This is a genomic window from Roseburia sp. AF20-18LB, assembly GCF_003461185.1.
Classification (GTDB): Bacteria; Bacillota; Clostridia; order Lachnospirales; family Lachnospiraceae; genus Roseburia_C; species Roseburia_C amylophila.
In genome coordinates this window covers 489362-507760 of the sequence record NZ_QTWP01000002.1, presented here as the reverse complement: position 1 = coordinate 507760, position 18399 = coordinate 489362, and the positions used below count along the sequence as shown (strand labels likewise).

Annotated in this window: 19 protein-coding genes; 17 read left to right on the top strand and 2 right to left on the bottom strand. The window is 39.5% G+C overall.

Annotated features, from left to right (window positions below; genetic code table 11):
- Positions 1–3: 3 nt before the first annotated feature.
- From fliW to DWX65_RS06965, 9 genes are all read left to right on the top strand, one after another.
- Entirely contained in the window at positions 4–465 is a 462-nt protein-coding gene (gene fliW / locus DWX65_RS07005) for a flagellar assembly protein FliW (protein ID WP_117841491.1), read from the top strand.
- A 1-nt stretch (position 466) separates the two neighbouring features.
- Complete coding sequence (csrA, locus tag DWX65_RS07000) at positions 467–682, top strand: carbon storage regulator CsrA (RefSeq protein WP_117841490.1); 216 nt, start codon at positions 467–469, stop codon at positions 680–682.
- Between the two features lie 87 nt (positions 683–769).
- Positions 770–1192: a flagellar protein FlaG gene (locus DWX65_RS06995; protein ID WP_118173131.1), complete on the top strand. Its 423-nt coding sequence runs from the start codon at positions 770–772 to the stop codon at positions 1190–1192.
- A gap of 12 nt (positions 1193–1204) precedes the next feature.
- On the top strand, positions 1205–3517 hold the full coding sequence (gene fliD / locus DWX65_RS06990) for a flagellar filament capping protein FliD (protein WP_118173130.1): 2313 nt from the start codon (positions 1205–1207) through the stop codon (positions 3515–3517).
- 65 nt (positions 3518–3582) lie between these two features.
- Positions 3583–3960: a flagellar export chaperone FliS gene (fliS, locus tag DWX65_RS06985; protein ID WP_117697324.1), complete on the top strand. Its 378-nt coding sequence runs from the start codon at positions 3583–3585 to the stop codon at positions 3958–3960.
- Positions 3944–4429, top strand: coding sequence for a flagellar export chaperone FlgN (gene flgN, locus DWX65_RS06980; protein ID WP_118173129.1), 486 nt, complete (start codon positions 3944–3946; stop codon positions 4427–4429). The genes fliS and flgN overlap by 17 nt, the downstream gene beginning before the upstream one ends.
- 188 nt (positions 4430–4617) lie before the next feature.
- Positions 4618–5445 carry a flagellin N-terminal helical domain-containing protein gene (locus tag DWX65_RS06975; RefSeq protein WP_117697322.1) on the top strand — a complete coding sequence of 276 codons (828 nt, stop codon included), beginning with the start codon at positions 4618–4620 and terminating at the stop codon, positions 5443–5445.
- 260 nt (positions 5446–5705) lie between these two features.
- Positions 5706–6005, top strand: a complete 300-nt coding sequence (locus DWX65_RS06970) for a hypothetical protein (RefSeq protein WP_118173128.1) — start codon at positions 5706–5708, stop codon at positions 6003–6005.
- A gap of 1 nt (position 6006) precedes the next feature.
- Positions 6007–7839 carry a motility associated factor glycosyltransferase family protein gene (locus DWX65_RS06965; RefSeq protein WP_158564715.1) on the top strand — a complete coding sequence of 611 codons (1833 nt, stop codon included), beginning with the start codon at positions 6007–6009 and terminating at the stop codon, positions 7837–7839.
- On the opposite strand, the gene DWX65_RS15745 is transcribed toward DWX65_RS06965, so the two are convergent.
- Positions 7823–8638, bottom strand: a complete 816-nt coding sequence (locus DWX65_RS15745; RefSeq protein ID WP_442969758.1) for a glycosyltransferase family protein — start codon at positions 8636–8638, stop codon at positions 7823–7825. The two genes, DWX65_RS06965 and DWX65_RS15745, sit on opposite strands and share 17 nt — an antisense overlap.
- A 366-nt stretch (positions 8639–9004) precedes the next feature.
- A complete protein-coding gene (locus DWX65_RS06955) occupies positions 9005–10171 on the bottom strand; it encodes a CgeB family protein (RefSeq protein WP_118173126.1) in 1167 nt (388 codons plus the stop codon).
- 118 nt (positions 10172–10289) lie between these two features.
- Here DWX65_RS06955 and DWX65_RS06950 point away from each other — a divergent pair, with 118 nt between their 5' ends.
- The 8 genes from DWX65_RS06950 to DWX65_RS06920 all read left to right on the top strand — a co-directional run bounded on the left by DWX65_RS06950 (position 10290) and on the right by DWX65_RS06920 (position 18383).
- Positions 10290–11867, top strand: a complete 1578-nt coding sequence (locus DWX65_RS06950) for a glycosyltransferase (RefSeq protein WP_118173125.1) — start codon at positions 10290–10292, stop codon at positions 11865–11867.
- A 1-nt stretch (position 11868) separates the two neighbouring features.
- Positions 11869–13128 carry a glycosyltransferase family protein gene (locus tag DWX65_RS06945; protein ID WP_118173124.1) on the top strand — a complete coding sequence of 420 codons (1260 nt, stop codon included), beginning with the start codon at positions 11869–11871 and terminating at the stop codon, positions 13126–13128.
- 82 nt (positions 13129–13210) lie between these two features.
- Positions 13211–13576: a molecular chaperone gene (locus DWX65_RS06940; protein ID WP_117697425.1), complete on the top strand. Its 366-nt coding sequence runs from the start codon at positions 13211–13213 to the stop codon at positions 13574–13576.
- Between the two features lie 56 nt (positions 13577–13632).
- The gene (locus tag DWX65_RS15585; protein ID WP_330414773.1) at positions 13633–13971 is read left to right on the top strand and encodes a hypothetical protein; all 339 of its coding nucleotides are present in this window, start codon (positions 13633–13635) and stop codon (positions 13969–13971) included.
- A gap of 48 nt (positions 13972–14019) precedes the next feature.
- Positions 14020–14775: a glycosyltransferase family protein gene (locus DWX65_RS15575; protein WP_442969757.1), complete on the top strand. Its 756-nt coding sequence runs from the start codon at positions 14020–14022 to the stop codon at positions 14773–14775.
- Position 14776: 1 nt separating this feature from the next.
- Positions 14777–15832 carry a glycosyltransferase gene (locus DWX65_RS06930; protein WP_117697309.1) on the top strand — a complete coding sequence of 352 codons (1056 nt, stop codon included), beginning with the start codon at positions 14777–14779 and terminating at the stop codon, positions 15830–15832.
- Complete coding sequence (locus DWX65_RS06925) at positions 15822–17345, top strand: hypothetical protein (RefSeq protein ID WP_117697307.1); 1524 nt, start codon at positions 15822–15824, stop codon at positions 17343–17345. Before DWX65_RS06930 ends, DWX65_RS06925 begins: the two co-directional genes overlap by 11 nt.
- Positions 17346–17348: 3 nt before the next feature.
- Positions 17349–18383: an FkbM family methyltransferase gene (locus DWX65_RS06920; protein ID WP_117697305.1), complete on the top strand. Its 1035-nt coding sequence runs from the start codon at positions 17349–17351 to the stop codon at positions 18381–18383.
- Positions 18384–18399: the final 16 nt, after the last annotated feature.

Sequence of the window (18399 nt, the reverse complement as noted above, 5' to 3'; positions counted from 1 at the left end):
GGCATGAAAGCAGCAACAAGATTGTTTGGGGAAATAGAAATTGACGAAAGCAAAATCATAACATTTGAGGACGGAATCATTGGATTTCCGGATATGAAGAAGTTTACCTTAATCTTCGATGAAGAAAAAGAGGGCAGACCATCCATTTCCTGGTTACAGTCCATGGACGAGCCGGAGATAGCATTTCCGGTAATGGATCCGCTGTTCGTTTGTGAAACATATAATCCAAGTGTGGAAGATGAATTGTTAAAGAACCTTGGAACCATAAAAGAGGATAACCTTTATGTACTGGTAACAGTTACCGTGCCACAGAATATCAAAGAACTTGCAGTGAACTTAAAAGCACCGATTGTAATTAATACAGACACAAGAAAAGCGAGTCAGATAATCGTAGAGGATGACCTGCCGGTAAGATACAGAATTTATGAAATTTTAGAAGAAGCAAAGAAGAAGGCAGGTGAATAAGATGCTGGCATTAACAAGAAAAAAGGGAGAATCCCTTGTTGTCAATAACAATATTGAGATAACAGTACTGGAAATCAGAGGAGACCAGATTAAAATCGGCATCTGCGCACCGAAGAATGTGCCGGTATACCGGAAAGAAGTATATTTACAGATTCAGAAGGAAAATGAAGCTTCTCTTAAAGCTGATGGGTTAGAAGCTTTGAAAAATTTACTGTAACCGCTAAATAAATTTACGGGTTCTACCGATATAAGAGTTAGAACAATGGTAAACGGAAATGACAAGAAGCACATGGAGGTGTAAGCAATGTCAATTGAATCAATCAGAAACAGTGGATCGGTGTATCAGGGAAGTTCTCCGGTTCAGGGAACAATAAGAGAAAGTTCCACAGTAACAACAGAAGGATTACAGACAAGTGCAGATGAAATACAGCAGGAAAATGCCAGTGTATTAGAAAATGCAGCAGCACAGGGTCAGAATCCAACAGAAGAAGAAAAAGCAACTGCCTCTTCCTCGGAACAGGTTAAGAAGGCGGTGGAGAGCATCAATCGCAGCCAGGCTCATACAGAAGCAATCTTTGGTATCCACGAAGGAACCAATCGTGTCACTATTAAGATTGTGGACAAAGAGAGCAAGAAAGTGATTAAAGAATATCCGCCGGAGAAGACACTTGACATGATACAGAAGCTCTGGGAGATGGCAGGGCTGATGGTAGACGAGAAGAGATAGGAGGTACTTAAGATGGCAATTCGAGTATCAGGATTAGCGTCAGGAATGGATACCGAGTCGATTGTTACACAGCTCGTATCTGCATATAATGTAAAGAAAAATACATATGTAAAAGCACAGACCAAGCTTTCCTGGAAGCAGGATGCATGGAAGACATTAAATAAAAAGGTAAAGAGTCTTTACAGTAACATGACAAGCTTAAAGTATAGTTCTGCGTATAAGACCAAGATGGCGTCGGTGTCGGATACTACTAAGGCAAGTGTCAGTGCAGAGGGTACTGCTGTAAACGGAAGCTACAGCTTAAAGATTAATCAGGTGGCAAAGTCCGGTTATCTTACCGGCGGCCAGTTAGCAGCTTCTACAACCAGAGCAACCAAGCTTAGCGAGTTATTGGGTGATGACAGCTTTGCCGGTGGAAAGATTGAAGTGACATCTGCCGGAAAGACCAGCACTATTGAAGTGACAGCAGATACAACCGTAAGTAATTTTGTATCTAAATTAAATAAGGCAGGAGTAAAGGCTTCTTATGATGCTACTAACCAGAGAATTTATGTGGCAGCATCCGGCACGGGAGCAGCCAATGATTTCAGTCTGTCAGGAGTAGATGCCAATGGAAGTACAGCATTAAAGGCACTGGGCTTGAGGGTAGCTTCCAAGAGCAATACAGAGAATTATAAGTCATGGGCAGCGTATGATGGACAGGATATAGCACAGATTCTTGCGGATCTGCAGAATTCCAAGGATGCAATCTCAGCAGCCAATAACAGCATTACACAGTCACGCTCTAAGATTTCCGGTTATACAACAAAGGTAAATTATGCATCTTCCTATGAGACCATGATGAATGCATATAAGGGACTTGATAATGCAGGAGAAATCCGTGATTTGGATGAACTGGCAGCTATGTCCAAAGCTGATTCATCGAAAACATATGAATTGGATGATGATGGAAACTTTAAAAGAGATTCAGAAGGAAAGCTGATTGTAGCAGACGATACAGTCGCAGATGATAAAAAAGCAACCGGTACAGACCGCCTGAATGCCCTTGCAGCCAAAGCAGGTCTTGTTGAGAAGAAGGATGAAAAGGCCGGAGAAGATGTAAAACAGGTTACCATTGCAGAATTTGCGGCGGCAAAGGCAGCAGTAGACAAGTATGATGCCCAGGCAGCTGATGACACCCTGACAGCTGATGAAAAAGCGGATATGAATGATTTCATTACCAGTGTACAGCATGCTTATAAGGGGGCAGCAGATTCAGAATATGCATCCATAGAAGAACTTACCAATGCATACAATGATAAGATTACGAAAGAGCAGGACAGTATTACTGCCCAGAATCAGATTATCAGTGACAATAAGGCTGTTCTTGAAAAATATGCCCTGTTAGATAACGGGGAAGATCAGGCGGCATTGGAGGCACGTATTTCCTATGCGGTAGAACAGCTTGCCAATGCAGCTGACAAGACACAGTACAATACGGATGCAACCCGCGTAGATGGCCAGGATGCAGAGATTTATGTAAATAATGCAAAATATACGTCATCCTCTAACTCCTTCAGTATTAACGGACTGAAGATTGAGGCGCTGGCTTCAACAGAGGGCAGTGAGATTAATGTGACGGTAAAGAATGACGTAGACGGTGTATACAAGAAAATAAAAGATTTCTTAAAAGAATATAATTCCCTGATTAATGAGATGACTTCTCTTTATAACGCAGATTCTGCCAAAGGATATGAGCCGTTGACAACGGAAGAAAAAGATGCCATGACAGATTCTGAAGTAGAGGAATGGGAGAAGAAGGTAAAGAGTGCATTGCTTCGTCGTGATGATACATTAGGAACTCTTTTGAATTCCATGACCAGTGCCATGTATAAGGGATATACTGTAAATGGTAAGAGTTATAGCCTTTCCAGCTTTGGTATTTCAACCCTGGGATATCTCAATGCAGATGAGAATGAGGAAAATGCTTATCATATTGACGGTGATGCAGATGATTCTGCAGTTTCCTCTAAGACCAATAAGCTCAAACAGATGATAGAGGAAGACCCAGATACAGTTACGGCATTCATGCAGCAGCTTGTTACTGGTGTATACAATGAAATTGATACCAAGATGCGTTCTAATTCTCTGAGCAGTGCAATGACTGTTTATAATGATAAGCAGATGGCAAAAGAGTATAGCAATTATACTACCACCATTAAGAAGTGGGAAGATAAGATTACTTCGATGGAAGATTCTTATTATAAGAAATTTGCAGCAATGGAAACTGCACTGGCAAAATTACAGCAGTCTACATCCTCACTGTCAGGTCTCTTAGGTTCATAAGAGCCGATAAATGTCAGTCACAGGCATAGACCTGTGATAATGTGAAAATACATGGAGGTAACACGATGACAATGAACAATGGATATGCAGCATATCAGAACAGTAAGATTATGACTGCTTCTCCGGCAGAATTGACACTGATGCTTTATGAAGGCGCCATCAAATTCTGTAATATTGCAATCATGGGAATTGAGGAGAATAATATCCAGAAAGCCCATACAAATATTGTAAAAGTAGAAAATATCATAGAAGAGTTTCAGGCAACCTTAAATCATAAGTATCCGGTTGCAAAGGACTTTGAAAATGTGTATAGGTACTTACAGGAACGCCTGGTTGAAGCAAACATGAAAAAAGATAAAGAAATCTTAGAGGAAGTACTGGCACACCTTCGCACCATGCGTGATACTTGGAAAGAGGTAATGAAGCTTGCACACAGCAAATAACAGCTATATTGAAATCTTAAAACAGAGCCTTACGAAAAAAATAGAACTGCTGGATACAATTATGGCATTAAATGTATTGCAGAAGGACATGCTGGAAAATTCGGATTTAGATCCGGATGAACTGGAAGAAAATCTGAACCGTAAGGCAGATCTGGTAGAGCAGTTATCAAAGTTAGATGACGGATTCAGTCAGATTTATGACCGGGTTCGAGCTGATTTGACAGAGAACCGAGGGGCATATTCGGAAGACATTGCTCAGATGAAGCAGGATATTACCGCAATTATGGACAAGAGCACTGCAATCCAGAGCCAGGAAAAACGCAATCAGGTATTGATGCAGCAGAAATTTACTTCCGTGAAGAAACAGATTAAGGAAGTAAAGAAATCCAGACAGGCGGTGAATTCCTATTACAGAAATATGATGAAAATGGGAACTCCGGGTTCCACATTTCTGGATGATAAGAAGTAGACTGGAAAAATTTAAAAAAAATTTCCATTTACTATAAAGTATCGAGACGACCGTCCGATATATATAACAAGTAAACAAGATATTGTTACTTAGCAGATGGATTTGAGGAGCGTACGGCCGATAAGATATCTGCAACAAAAAACAAGTAGTCGCAAGGAAGCGACGTTAAATTCAAGGAGGAATTAATTATGGTAGTACAGCACAATTTACAGGCAGCAAACACAAACAGACAGTTAGGTATCACAACAAGCGCACAGGCAAAATCAACTGAGAAATTATCTTCTGGTTACAAAATCAACCGTGCAGCAGATGACGCAGCAGGACTTTCCATTTCTGAGAAAATGAGAAGCCAGATCCGTGGTCTTAACAAAGCTTCTTCAAACGCACAGGATGGTGTATCTTTAGTACAGACCGCTGAGGGTGCATTAAATGAAACACATTCTATCTTACAGCGTATGAACGAACTTGCTACACAGGCAGCTAACGGAACTAACACAACTGTTGATAGAAGTGCTATCAAAGCTGAGTTGGATCAGTTAACATCTGAAATCGACCGTATCCAGTCTACCACACAGTTCAACACAATGAACCTGTTAGATGGTACTTTCTCTGGAACAACAAACAAGATGAAATTACAGGTAGGTGCCCTTTCCGGACAGTCTATCGACTTCTCAATTGCTAATATGTGCGCATCAAAGATTGGTCTTAAGGCTGCTTTAAGTGTAAGTACATTTACAAAAGCTGGTTCTTACATGAAATCAGTTCAGGATGCAATCGAAGTTGTTTCTAAACAGCGTTCAGCAATGGGTGCTATCCAGAACCGTCTGGAGCATACAATTGCCAACCTGGATACCACATCTGAGAATACTCAGTCAGCAGAATCCCGTATCCGTGATACAGATATGGCTTCTGAAATGGTTACATACAGCAAGAATAACATCCTTGCTCAGGCAGGTCAGTCTATGTTAGCACAGGCTAATCAGTCTACTCAGGGTGTATTATCCTTACTTCAGTAATCATAAGTACTCAACCATAAAAGTAAAGCTGACCCGAAAGGGTCGGCTTTATTTTTTACTTTACAGGAAATTGCTTTCCTGTAAAGTAAAAAAACGCTCTGCGAGGATGCGCACTGCGGCGTATAAGCTAGATGGCGCAGGCGCGAGAATGTGCTAAGGCACATTCTTTGTTACACGGGTAGTGATAATTATTTTCTTAGTGACGAAAAGATTAGTATCATGTAGAATAGAAGAAAAGAGATAAGACGAGGTACTCTAAAGTGGAAGCAGGAAAGTATAGTCAATTACAAGAGAAAATGAAAGCAGTAATCCGGAAGCTGTATCAGAACCAGCAGGAGGAAACTTATCCATGGATTGGTGCACATATTCAGGAGATAAAGGATAGCCTGTTAGAACAAATTACATATTATACAGAAAAAGGTGAAACCGACGTAGCAATACAGGAACAGGCAGTTACTATATTGGAACATTTGATTCATGCATATCAGAATCATCAGATCATGGAACTGGCAGATTGCCTGAACTATGAATATGGCAGATATATGGGATGGGAGATATAATATGACGATATACGAAAAGAATATGCAGGCAATCCGGGAACACCATGTAAGACTTCATGAATATCTGGAAACGGCACAGCCGGAGCAATCAGTAGAGATACGCTATGAAGCAGCGGAAGATGAAATGCTTTATCCGATTGTGACAAAGGGCGGATTGGAATACCGGTTAAATAGTAAATATAATCCAAAGGAAGCATCCATGCAGTATGTCAGCCAGTTTGAAAAAGAAGGCTCCTACAGTGTGTTCTTTCTTTTGGGATTTGGAGACGGAAGAAGTATAGAAGCATTGGCGCAGACGCTGGATGAGACCATGACACTTATTGTATATGAACCATCCGTTGCTATTTTCCAAAAAACATTAGAGACCTTTGATTATACTGAACTTTTAAAGAAGAAAAATGTGTATTTGATTGTAGAGTCAGAGAACATGCTGCAGGATTATTTAGAATCCGGTATCAGCTTCAACAATATCCGGATGCTGCGTCTTGGTATTCTTCCGAATTATGATTCCATTTATCCGAAGGAATGTAAACATATGTTAGAGACTATGATATATTTCATGAATAAGACGAAAACATATCGGAATACCATCTATAATTTCCGGGATGAGTTTGCGGCACATGCTCTCAGTAATATGTATGATTATCTCTGGCAGACAGATACCCATTATCTGAAAGAATGTCTTGCGGAGGAGGACTTGAGCGATGTACCGGCAATTATTGTGGCGGCAGGACCATCCTTAAATAAAAATGTGCAGGAACTGAAGCGGGCGAAAGGAAAAGCATTGATTCTTGTGGTGGATGCAGCACTCCGGGCAGTAGTAAATGCCGGAATTACACCAGATTTGGGAATGACGGTAGACGCAAGAGTTGCAGACCGCTTTTTTGAAGGAATTGATATCAGCACATTTCCGTTTGTATTTGAGGCAATATCCAGAGAAGAAATCGTAAAGAGACATACCGGCAAACATTTCTATGATGAATTTCCGTGTAATATGTTTGCAAAGGCTGTAATAGAAAGAAAAGGCTATGTCTTGGATGATATTTTAACCGGAGGTTCTATTTCTACCAGCGCATTTTCGCTGGTAAAGGCACTGGGTTTTAAGAAAATTGTATTTATCGGTCAGGACCTTGCTTTTACCGGAGGACAGAGCTATAACAGCGGTCTGAAAATGGATGAAAAAGAGAATGAGCAGCATCAGAAGAAACGTGTCATTGTGCAGGTAAAGGGCAATGATGGAACCATGCTGGATACAGACTATCAGATGGATATGTACCGGAAATGGATTGAAAATGAAATTTTAAAATTGCCGGAGGATATTACGGTAATCAATGCAACAGAGGGCGGTGCAAAAATAGAAGGCGCAAAAGTGATGACATTAAAAGAAGTCATTGATTCCTGCACGAAAGAAATTGATTTCGAAAAATTATTGCAGGAAGTACCACTGGCATTTACAGAAGAAGAACGGCAGGATATTATCGATGAGATAAAGGAAGAGCCGAAGCGTCTGGAAGAAGTAAAGGAAAATATTAAGAAAGCAACAGAAGTGGCAGAGCAGTTAGAACAAGCATCCAAAGATGGCGATGTAGAGGAGCAGAAGAAAATGCTGACAGAATTTGGGAATCTCAATGAAGAAATCCAGAAGGAACCGGTGCAGGATTTGTTACTATATTATAACAGTGAAATAGAATTTTCCATTGGGGATGATGTATTATCTGCAGATTTAACAATACCAGACTTATGCAATCGTGCAAAAGCCTGGTACAAAGGCTATGAATCTGCGGTAGATCGACTCATAGCAGATTTACATGAAAAATTTATTGACCGTCTATAACAGATAACATGGTTTGAATCCGGTGCTCAAAGGTGTGGGCATCTAAAATTTTACCAAGGGCGTTGGCAGCAATCTGCTGACGTTCTTTTTCGTGGGAAAGATAATAGTCGGCATAAGTTTCTGCTTCCTCATAGGAAGAATAATAAATGAAATCTTCTCCCGGAACAAAGTAATTCAGAAAATCTTCCTGATAATTGGTCAGCAGGAAACCACCGCTTCCCATAATATCGAATGCCCGCAGAGGAATGCCCTTTTGGATACTGCGCAATGTAATGTTAAGATTAATCTTTGAATGTTGGAAAACCAGAGGCATAATTTCATAATAGTCAATGGCTCCCATATTTTCTACTTTGGGAAGCTGCGGAGTAGGATTGTTGGTATAAAGCTTCACCTGATGCACTGCGGAAAGCTTTTTTAGGATTGCAGTGCGGTCTAATTCTGCCAGTTTCCTGGCAAGGAAATAGTTGGCATAAATATAGCGCGGTGTTTCGATGCCGTCTTCATTTGGCGCATATGGAACGGATTTTTGCATATCACTTAAGATGGTATCATTTAATAAACCGGGAATTAGGAATTCACCATATACCTGCTGCTGGGCGGCAATAATTGCATCGAGGTATCCCTTCGTAAAGGCAGGAAGCTTCTGATATAAGCGGTCATAAAGCAGGTGGTCTTCGTTATAAAGAGAACCGACAAAAGAAATCTCGGAAGAGATTTTATCAAGGATAGAATCTGCTGCCTGCATGGTGGAAAGTCTTTTTGCATTTGCAGCAAGCGGCAGATAGAATACCCGGTCAATGCCCCCTGCTTTAACTCTTCGTAAATCGGATAATCGAAAAGAAAAATATAATTGGTGGGATAAGTAATCGTAAAGGAATACAAAGCCACCAGCGGACTGTCATAAACATAGGAAACATAACGGAGATTATGCCGATGGGCACAGGTGGCCAGAATCGGATAATAGTTAAAGGAAAATACAAAGTCGTAGGAAGTATTTTCTACAGTAGCATCAAAAGCCGCATCATAGGCAGCACTTTTGCGGACATTATAATCCTCGTGCATAAATAAATCGGTTTCAATGTTGCAGTTATGAAATGCTTCTAACATATCTTTTTTGGCAAAAGCCGGTGAATCAAGAAATAATATTTTCATAGAGTTCCTTTCATTAAAGAGAGAGCGCAGGGGATAACATTTTCTGAAGTTGTTTCTCATAAGTATAATGATTTAATACTTTCTGATAGCCGTTTTCGGCAATTTCTATCCGTTCTTTTTCATGGGAAAGATAGTATTCGCATTTAGACAGAAGGTCATCAGGACTGGTATAGATGTCTAAATCTTCTCCAATGGTAAAACATTCACTTAAATCATTCTGATAATTTGTCAGTAAGAAGCCACCGCATCCAAGAACATCAAAGACACGAAGGGGAATACCATTCCGGATGGATTTGCAGGTCATGTTCAGATTAATTTTGCTGTGGGCAAAGACCTGAGGCATTTCTGTTAAAGTCTTAACCCGTCCACGATTGTGGACAGGAAGAGCGTCTGCATCACTTCCGGTGTATAAGTCTACTGAAAAATGGGAGCCAAGAAGGGACAATAGGTGCTTCCGCTCATTGGCAGTTACCTTCATGCCAAGGTACTGCTGTGCAATGATATCCCGGTCAACCCGTCTGGCTTTTTCCGGCGGAATATAATAATCCGGCATACAGTCAATAAATTCTTTGACAATAGAATCCGGCAGCAATTCATTTAAAAGAAACGCACCGTAAATCTGTTCCTGTGCATCCATAATTCCATTCAGATAACCTTCGAGATAAGGGGAAGGATTCTTGATGGAATCATAAGGACATTTCTCTGTATAAAGCGAGCCTACAAAGGAAATATCACTTTTGTAGGAATCGGGATTGACATCAGTAAGAACGGAATTCCAACGGTTTACATTGGTTGCCAGCGGCAGGAAAAAGGTATGAGCCGGGTTATATGGCGCAAAGTCCTGATATTGCATGGAATCAAAGAGAAAAATACGGTTCCACTCATTCGAATAGGAATCCGAATATAATTCCATGACAGGACTGTCTACCGTCCAGCAGATATAAGGAAGCTTCATGATATTACAGATTTCCGATAAAACAGGATAAAAGTTTATCGAGAAAATGCAGTCGAAGGAAGATGATAACAGTGTATCAGAAACATGCTTGATGACTGTCTGTGTGGGAATATTTTTATCGGTAATTTCAAGATTAATACAGAATACTTCATGCCCTAAATGCTTCATGGCTTCGATAATATCCGGTTCGCAAATGCTTCCATAACGGTAGAATAGTATTTTCATGATAAACTTTCCTCTTCCTTGGATATAGAGTATAATAACTATAACTATTGTAACGAAATCGAAAGAAAGAAACAAGGTTAGAATAAGGAGAAATCGTCGCAGGACGAAAAGAAAATATATGGAACAGTTTTTTATGATTTTACAAAGAGGACTGGGGCAGCTGGATGCAACAGGGGAATATGAAGAAGGAACGCTGCGGGAGTTAAAGGAAAGCTACCAGAAATTTGATGCAGCGATGCAGCAGAATATGCTGCGCGTAATAGAACAGTCATTGGCAAAGTTTCCAATAACATTGCAGATTTACATCTGGTCATCCCTGCTGGCGGTTCTTCGGGATGAAAAAATCATTCCTTATATGGGAGAATTAACGGCAGATGACTCTTTGAATTTATGGCAGAAAGTGGAATTAATGAATCAGTTGCAGCGGACAATTTTTGCCAGTGAAATGATAAAGGATGACGAGGCAGAATATAAGAGAAACAGTGACGCTTATACTGCATTGATGGATGAAATCAGACAGCGGAATAAAAAGGAATTTTCCTATCTGCCGTGGGAAAAACGGAATAAAAAAATTGTTCTGATAACAAAACAGTTTATCGGAAGACAGCATGCACCGACGGAAATAACATTGCAGATGAACCGTTATTTAAAGGAACTGGGTTACGAAGTGGTATTATATGTCGCCTATATGCCAAATCGGAATACAGCACCGTTGTGGTATAAGCAGTGTCTGTGGAATAATTTTATGAATACAGCCGGAGCATTTCAGGGCGAGATAGAAGGAGAGGAACTGAAGGGTTATAATCTGCTTTTTACACAGGAAAATTATCCGGAACAGCTTTATGATGCGGCGGAAATGATATGGCAGGAAGCACCTGAGTGGGTGCTTGAAATCGGTGATAAAACAATATTGGCAGATTTATGCCGGCAGTTTACCACCGTATTGACCAGAAGGTGTGTTAAGACAATTCCGGTAACCAATGCACCGATTATCGTACTGGCTTCGGATTATACCATGGCGGAAGAAAGACGATATCAGAGCTGGCTGAAACCGTACCAGCAGTTTGTGGAAGTAAAACATTCCATTGTGGGAAATACAGTGGTTGTGGAAAAAGAGAAGAAAGAAAATTATGGCATCCCAGAAGACAAGTTCGTAATTTTACTGGTGGGAAACCGGCTGGTGCAGGAAGTAACAGAGGATTTCCTTAAGACGATTTATACGATGCTAGAGGAAAATCCAAAAGCAGTACTGGCGGTTATTGGAAATTGCGAGGCACTGGAAAAAAGGATAGCAGAAGCATATCGGGAGCGTTTTTATTTCCTTGGATATACCGAAGAATTACAGAAAACAATGACCATAGGAGATTTGTTTTTGAACCCGCCAAGACAGGGCGGCGGTACCGGAGCCATGTATGCAATTTTACAGGAAATTCCGGTAGTGACACTGGACAACTGCGATGTGCAGGTAAATGTGGGCAAGGTATTCACCTGTGATTCTATTGAGTCGATGGTAAATCTGGTACATCAATATTGTGAAGATAAAGGATTCATGGAGAAGAAGAAGGAAGTATGCCGCAGAAAAGCAGAGGAAATTCTTGCAGTAGATGAAAAAGAAAACTATCGAAGGTTATGTGAATTTGTGGAAACTTATACGATAAGGCAGGAAAAGCAGGTACAGCATCCGGACGGGAGATAACATGGAGCATAGAATAAGAGAAGCAAAAGGGACAATTTTAATCTATAAGGGAGAACCAATCTGCTATAACATTTTAAATACATTTGCAGAGCAGCTGGGAGAAGCGTTACAGAGGCTTGGAGAAGGGGTAGAATATTTTGATGTGAAGCAGAGCGGCGAAGCTGCTCTGGCAGCTTATGCAGGAAAAACATATCAGGCGGTAATTGGCTTTCAGAGTTATCTTTTTGATATTTATCTTCCGAAGGCAGGCATTTATTTACATGACTTGATAAAGGGACCAAAAATAAATTTCCAGTTTGACCATCCAATCTGGATGAAGAATCATTATATCAGAATGCCGGAGCATTGCTATAGTGCAACCCATGACAGAAATTATGCGGCATTTATAGAAAAGTATTATCCGAGAATTGCAGGAAGTTCCATTATCTTTCCGGGAGGTTGTGAGAAGTCAGCAGGAGAGAATGGAAAACAGGAAGCAGAGCGGAATTTGAGGGGGGTGCAGGATAAAAAGGAATATCAGATATCCTTTATTGGCACCTATACGGACTATCGGAGTTATCTGCCACTGATCAGAAATAGCCAGGGAATCATTAAAAAGATAGCAGCCCATTTTCTGTTTCAGATGAAACAGCACCCGGAAGAGACTGCGGAGAAAGCATTGGAAGAATCCTTACGAAAAGATGGAATTGTACTATCGGATGAAGAATTTTTAGAAGTATTAGATGGTGTCAAGCCAATGATTTATTGCATCATGTCCTATTACCGGGAAAAAGCAGTAAAGGTAATTTTAGAAGCAGGCATTACACTGGAAGTATTTGGGGACAGTTGGAAGAAGAGCCCGTTTGGGGATTCACCATATCTTCGTATTCATGAAGCGGTGGATATGAGAGAAAGCCTTGAAGTCATGGAAAAAAGCCTTATATCTTTTAATGTGATGGCCTGGCATAAGGATGGATTTACGGAGCGGATTGCAAACAGCATGTTACAGCATAGCGTGGTGCTTACCGATGAAAGCACTTATCTGAAAGAGCAGTTTACAGATGGGAAAGATATTCTCATGTACCGGTTGAATGAACTTTATAAGATTCCGGAACTGCTTGCGGATTATCTGAAAGGGGCAGGAAGAGATAACCTGCAGATGATTGCAGAGAATGCTTATAGGAAAGCAAAGGAAAATTATACCTGGGAGCAGAGCGCAAAAAAGCTTCTTGCATTTATTGATGAAATAGATGCCCAGGAAAGAAAATGCAGTGAAAAGTGAAAATACTCTTGTGAAAATGAAGGAATGAACCGATATACATTCTATAGAAAGGCGGCACAGGATGTGCCAGGGTGAAAATATCATGGAAGATAATAGAAGAGAAGAAAAAGAAGCGTTAAAAGTATTGACGGAGTACAGCCCGAAATTATTAAAATCTATGAGAAATGTAATGGAAGAATTACATGGAAATCGTCAGCCGGATACCGATGAATATCTTTTGAGCATTATCAAAGGTATGAACTGGGAAATTCAGGTCTTAAATGGAACAATGGACTATCTCAATGAAACAGAGCAGCTTATTGATAAGCAGGCGGCAAATAATCTGTTTGTAAATTTCAGCAAAATATATCAGGAAAAAGATGATGCGAAGCTTGCAGAAGCCTTTGAGAAGGAAATGATACCATTTTTTGAAAAACTGGAAGAAGCAGCCAAAGTTAAAATGAATTAAAAAACTACTGATATCGAAAGGTATCAGTGTTTTTCGTTGCAAAGCAGGAGAGAACGATGGAAATATTATTCTGGCAATGGCATTCTTTTATGGGAAAAGGAATCGAACGTGCATTACACAGACTGGGTGTTGCATATGATACATTCTTTTATCAGATGAATGACTGGGAAAAAGATGACAGATTTGCAGAACAGCTGGAAAAAAAGATTCAGCAACAGGATTATGACGTAGTATTTTCTATTAATTTTAATCCAATTATATCAGACGTATGCCAGAATCATAAACTGCCTTATCGTGCGTGGGTCTATGATTCTCCGATTCATATCCGTAATACAAAGGCGTTGAAGAATTCTTATACGAAGGTATATTTTTTTGACAGGGGACAGGCAGAATAATATCGAAGACAGGGAATTGATGCCGGATATTTACCGCTGGCAGCAGACGTGGAAACATTTTATCCGATTACAGTTACAGAAGCAGATAAAAAGGAATATGGAGCAGAGATTTCACTGGTAGGAAAATTATATCAGACTGTCTATCCACAGTATATGGCACCTATGAAAGAGTATGACAGAGGATATTTGGAAGGTGTGATTGCGGCTCAGAAAAAAGTATATGGCGGCTATTTCCTGCCGGATTTTATAACGGATGATTTGATAGAGAGAATGAATGCAGTTTATCAGAAGCAGTGGAATGGAGAGATTACGGTAAATCATCGTGAAATTGAATTTCTGCTGGCCAGTGAGATTACACGAAGAGAGCGGCAGGAAATATTAACGCTTCTTTCCAATCATTTTGATGTAGCGCTCTATTCCGGAGAACAGAATGTAGCCATACCAAAGATAAGAAAGAAGAATTATATCGATTATTATACCCAGATGCCAAAAGTATTTAAATGCTCTAAAGTGAATCTTAATATTTCGCTGAAAACAATCCGGACAGGAATTCCGCTGCGTGTACTTGACATTCTTGCCAGTGGCGGATTTGTGATTTCAAACTTCCAGGAAGAGTTGGCAGAGTACTTCCGGCTGGGTGAAGAAATCATCACTTATGGAGATATAGAAGAGCTTTATTATCTGGTAAATTACTATTTGCAGCATGAAGAAGAACGGAAAGAAATTGCGGATAGAGGATTACAGAGGGTAAAAGAAGATTTTCGATTTGAAGAACGGATGAAAGTAATACTTGAGGACTTATAGCATGAGAAAAATTTCTGTATGTATCATCACGAAAAATGAATCAGAAAAATTGAAAAAGTGCCTGAAACAACTGATGGGGTATGGCTTTGAAATTATTGTAGTAGATACCGGTTCTACGGATGATACGGTTGTCATGGCGAAAAAATATGCAGATAAAGTATGTTATTTCAGCTGGTGCAATGATTTCTCCGCAGCACGGAATTATGCATTGACTCAGGCGTCCAATGACATTGTTATGATGATAGACAGTGATGAATATTTACAGGAAATAGATACAGGCGAGCTGGAAAAACTGTTAAAGCAGCATCCTTCTATGGTAGGGCGAATCAAAAGAATTAACCGCGTTTCCGTAGGAGAGCAGGAAACAGAATACATAGAACGGATTAACCGGATATTCTCCAGACAGCAATATGAATATTCGGGCAGTATCCACGAACAGGTTACAGCGAAAAATAAAGAAGAGTATGAAACTTACCTTGCTCCGGTTGTTATCTTGCATGATGGTTATGAAGGCACCGAAGAGGAGCGGAGGAAAAAAGCAGAACGTAATCTGAAGTTATTGTTAAAAGAGTTGGAGAACCATCCGGATGATACTTATTTCATGTATCAGATTGGAAAAAGCTATTATATGGCAGAGGATTATGAAGAAGCAATCCGGTATTTTGAAAAAGCATTGGGCTATGACTTGAATCCAAAGCTGGAATATGTAATTGACATGGTAGAAAGCTATGGATACGCACTTTTGAATACCGGGCGGGTTGAAACGGCATTGCAGTTTCAGGGGATTTATGAAGAGTTTGGAGACTGTGCGGATTTCAAGTTTCTGATGGGACTCATCTATATGAATAATGAGCGTTACGAAGAAGCAGTAGCTGAGTTCTTAAAGGCAACGGAGTATAAGAGCGCACGGATGACAGGAACAAATTCTTATCTGGCATATTACAATGCAGGCGTAATCCGGGAGTGCCTCGGAGACATCGGACAGGCACTGGAATATTATCGGAAATGCGGAGATTATGCAAAAGCACAGGAGAGAATCAGGGCATATGAGAAATAATATAAAAGAAAATATACTTGAATTAATACAGACTCTCTATGAAGCACACAGCAATGCGGAAGCACTGATAAAAGAAAAAGATAATCAGAGTGTTTGTGCACTTTTAGAGGATTGTCAGAATGCAGCAATACATATCGGAGAAAGCATTGAGCAGTCAGAAGGTGAGAATTTTATCACGGTGAAATATTTAGAAGCGTATTGTGAATTGCTTTATACGACCTCTGTAAATATTTCAAATGGAATATATGAGAAGATAAAAGAAAACTTAAATGCACAGCTTCATGTCATAGAAGATAGTGTAAGGGATGATATAAAAGGCAAATGGGAAATTGTATTTCTGCCATATAAAGTGTCCATGTGGGATTCGTTGGAAAGTATATGGAAACGGGCTTTTGAAGATGATGATTTTGATACATATGTGGTGCCGATTCCTTATTATGACAGAAATCCGGACCGAACCTTTGGCGAATACCATTATGAGGGAAAACTGTTCCCTGCTGATGTACCGATAACACATTATGAGGATTATAATTTTGCGGAACGGATGCCGGATGCAATTTTTATACATAATCCATATGACCTGGGAAATCTGGTTACAAGCGTGGAACCGAAATTTTATTCTAATATATTAAAAAATTACACGAACTTATTGATATACATACCATATTTTTTATTTCCAAAAGAACCGCAGACGCACTTAATCGATACTTTTGCACTGGAAAATGTGGACAGCATCTTTGTACAAAATGAAGAAGTAAAAGAAGCATATGTGAATCAGGCGAAAATAGTCGGTAATGAAAAGGTGTTAGAAAAGGTATTTGCAGTAGGTTCACCAAAGATTGATAAAATCTGTGAAATATGCAAAGACGGAATTCCTGTTCCGGATATCTGGAAAGAAGTGTCTGTAAATAAAAAGAAAGTATTTATGAATACCAATATCAGCCTGATATTGAATAATAAAGATAAATTTATTGATAATTTAAGAAGAATATTTGACATATTTAAGCGTCGGGGAGATGTGTTTGTAATATGGAGAGAGCATCCTTTGACGGAGGCAACCTTAAAATCCATGAAGCCGGAAATCAGAGATGCCTATTATGAAATCAGGTCAGATTTTGTGAAGGATGGCTTGGGAGTAATCGATACGAATTCGGAAGCATATGAGGCAATTTATTTTTCGGACTGCTATTTTGGTTCAGGTGGTTCGCTGGCACCAATCTATGCAGTAACCGGAAAACCGATTTTAATAACGGCATATAAATATCCGGACAATATCAGCAGCCAGCAGGCTACGATAGAGATGCTGCTTAAGCAGACAGAGAGAAGTATGTTTTTCTCGGAACGATATGAAAATTTTCTGGATTTGTTTTTAGATAATATTGATTTGCTGACCAGCTATAAGGAGAAACGGTTTGAATTTCTTTCGAAGATAGTAGACAGCATTGACGGAACAACCGGAAATAAAATTATGTTACAAGTAAAAGATATGCTAAATAAAGAAAGGCGAGGATAGAATATGAGCGATACAAAAAACAAAGTAAAAGAGATTTTCAGAGAATATTTAAAGGAAAACTTCAAACAGAATGCGGAAAATTTAAAAATATATATCTATGGTCATGAACTGCAGATATGTGGTGGTATTTTAAATTTTGAGGATGAACTTGATATAACACTGATTCATCAGGATCTCAGATTTATCGGTTATGAGTACTCAGGACATAAATATGAACTGGCTGAAAGCGTAGTACCATTTCCAGATAATGCAGTAGTACTGGTTTCCTGCATATATCCATACCGGTTCGATAATATTACAAATAATTTAATGGAATTGGGTTTAAAGAGAGAGCAGATTATTCATATAAGACCATTGGCAGAGAAGCTGTTAAATGTTTCAGCAGATTATTTTTCGCAGAATGGAATGGATAAGAAAGTAAAAACTTTGTTTGACAGCATTGGAAGAGATATTTCAAAAATAAGATATTTGGATATTGGTTCTAATACATGGCTTCTTTATAACAATTCATATATGTTTTATCGTGCTGGCTCAAATGGTGTGCTGGTAGAAGCAAATCCTGATTTTGTGGATGAGATTAAGAGGAACCGTCCGAGAGATAATGCGATTATGTGTGGCTGCTCTGATGTAAGAAGTGAGGAAGAATGGACTTATTATAAGACCAAGCATGCCGGATATAATACCTTTGTAAAGGAAGTGGCTGATACATATGAAGGCAGAGGGCTGGAAGTTCAGGAGATAAAGATTCCAATGAAGTACATTGGTGACATTCTGGAAGAGAATTTTAAGGACGGACATATTGATTTTATGTCGGTTGATGTGGAAGGCATGGGTGCGCGTATTGTGAATGCAATTGACTTTAACTGGTATGATATCGATGTAATCCTTTTGGAAATGGACTTCGAGAAGGAAGAGTCAAGAAAACTTTATATGAAATTATATGAACTGGGATATACCTCAAGATATAGAGGAATTGGAGCAGGAAAGGATTTTCTTTTCTTTAAAACAGATGTTTTTGATGCAGGTTTGTTAGAATAATATAAAGAGGAAGCGG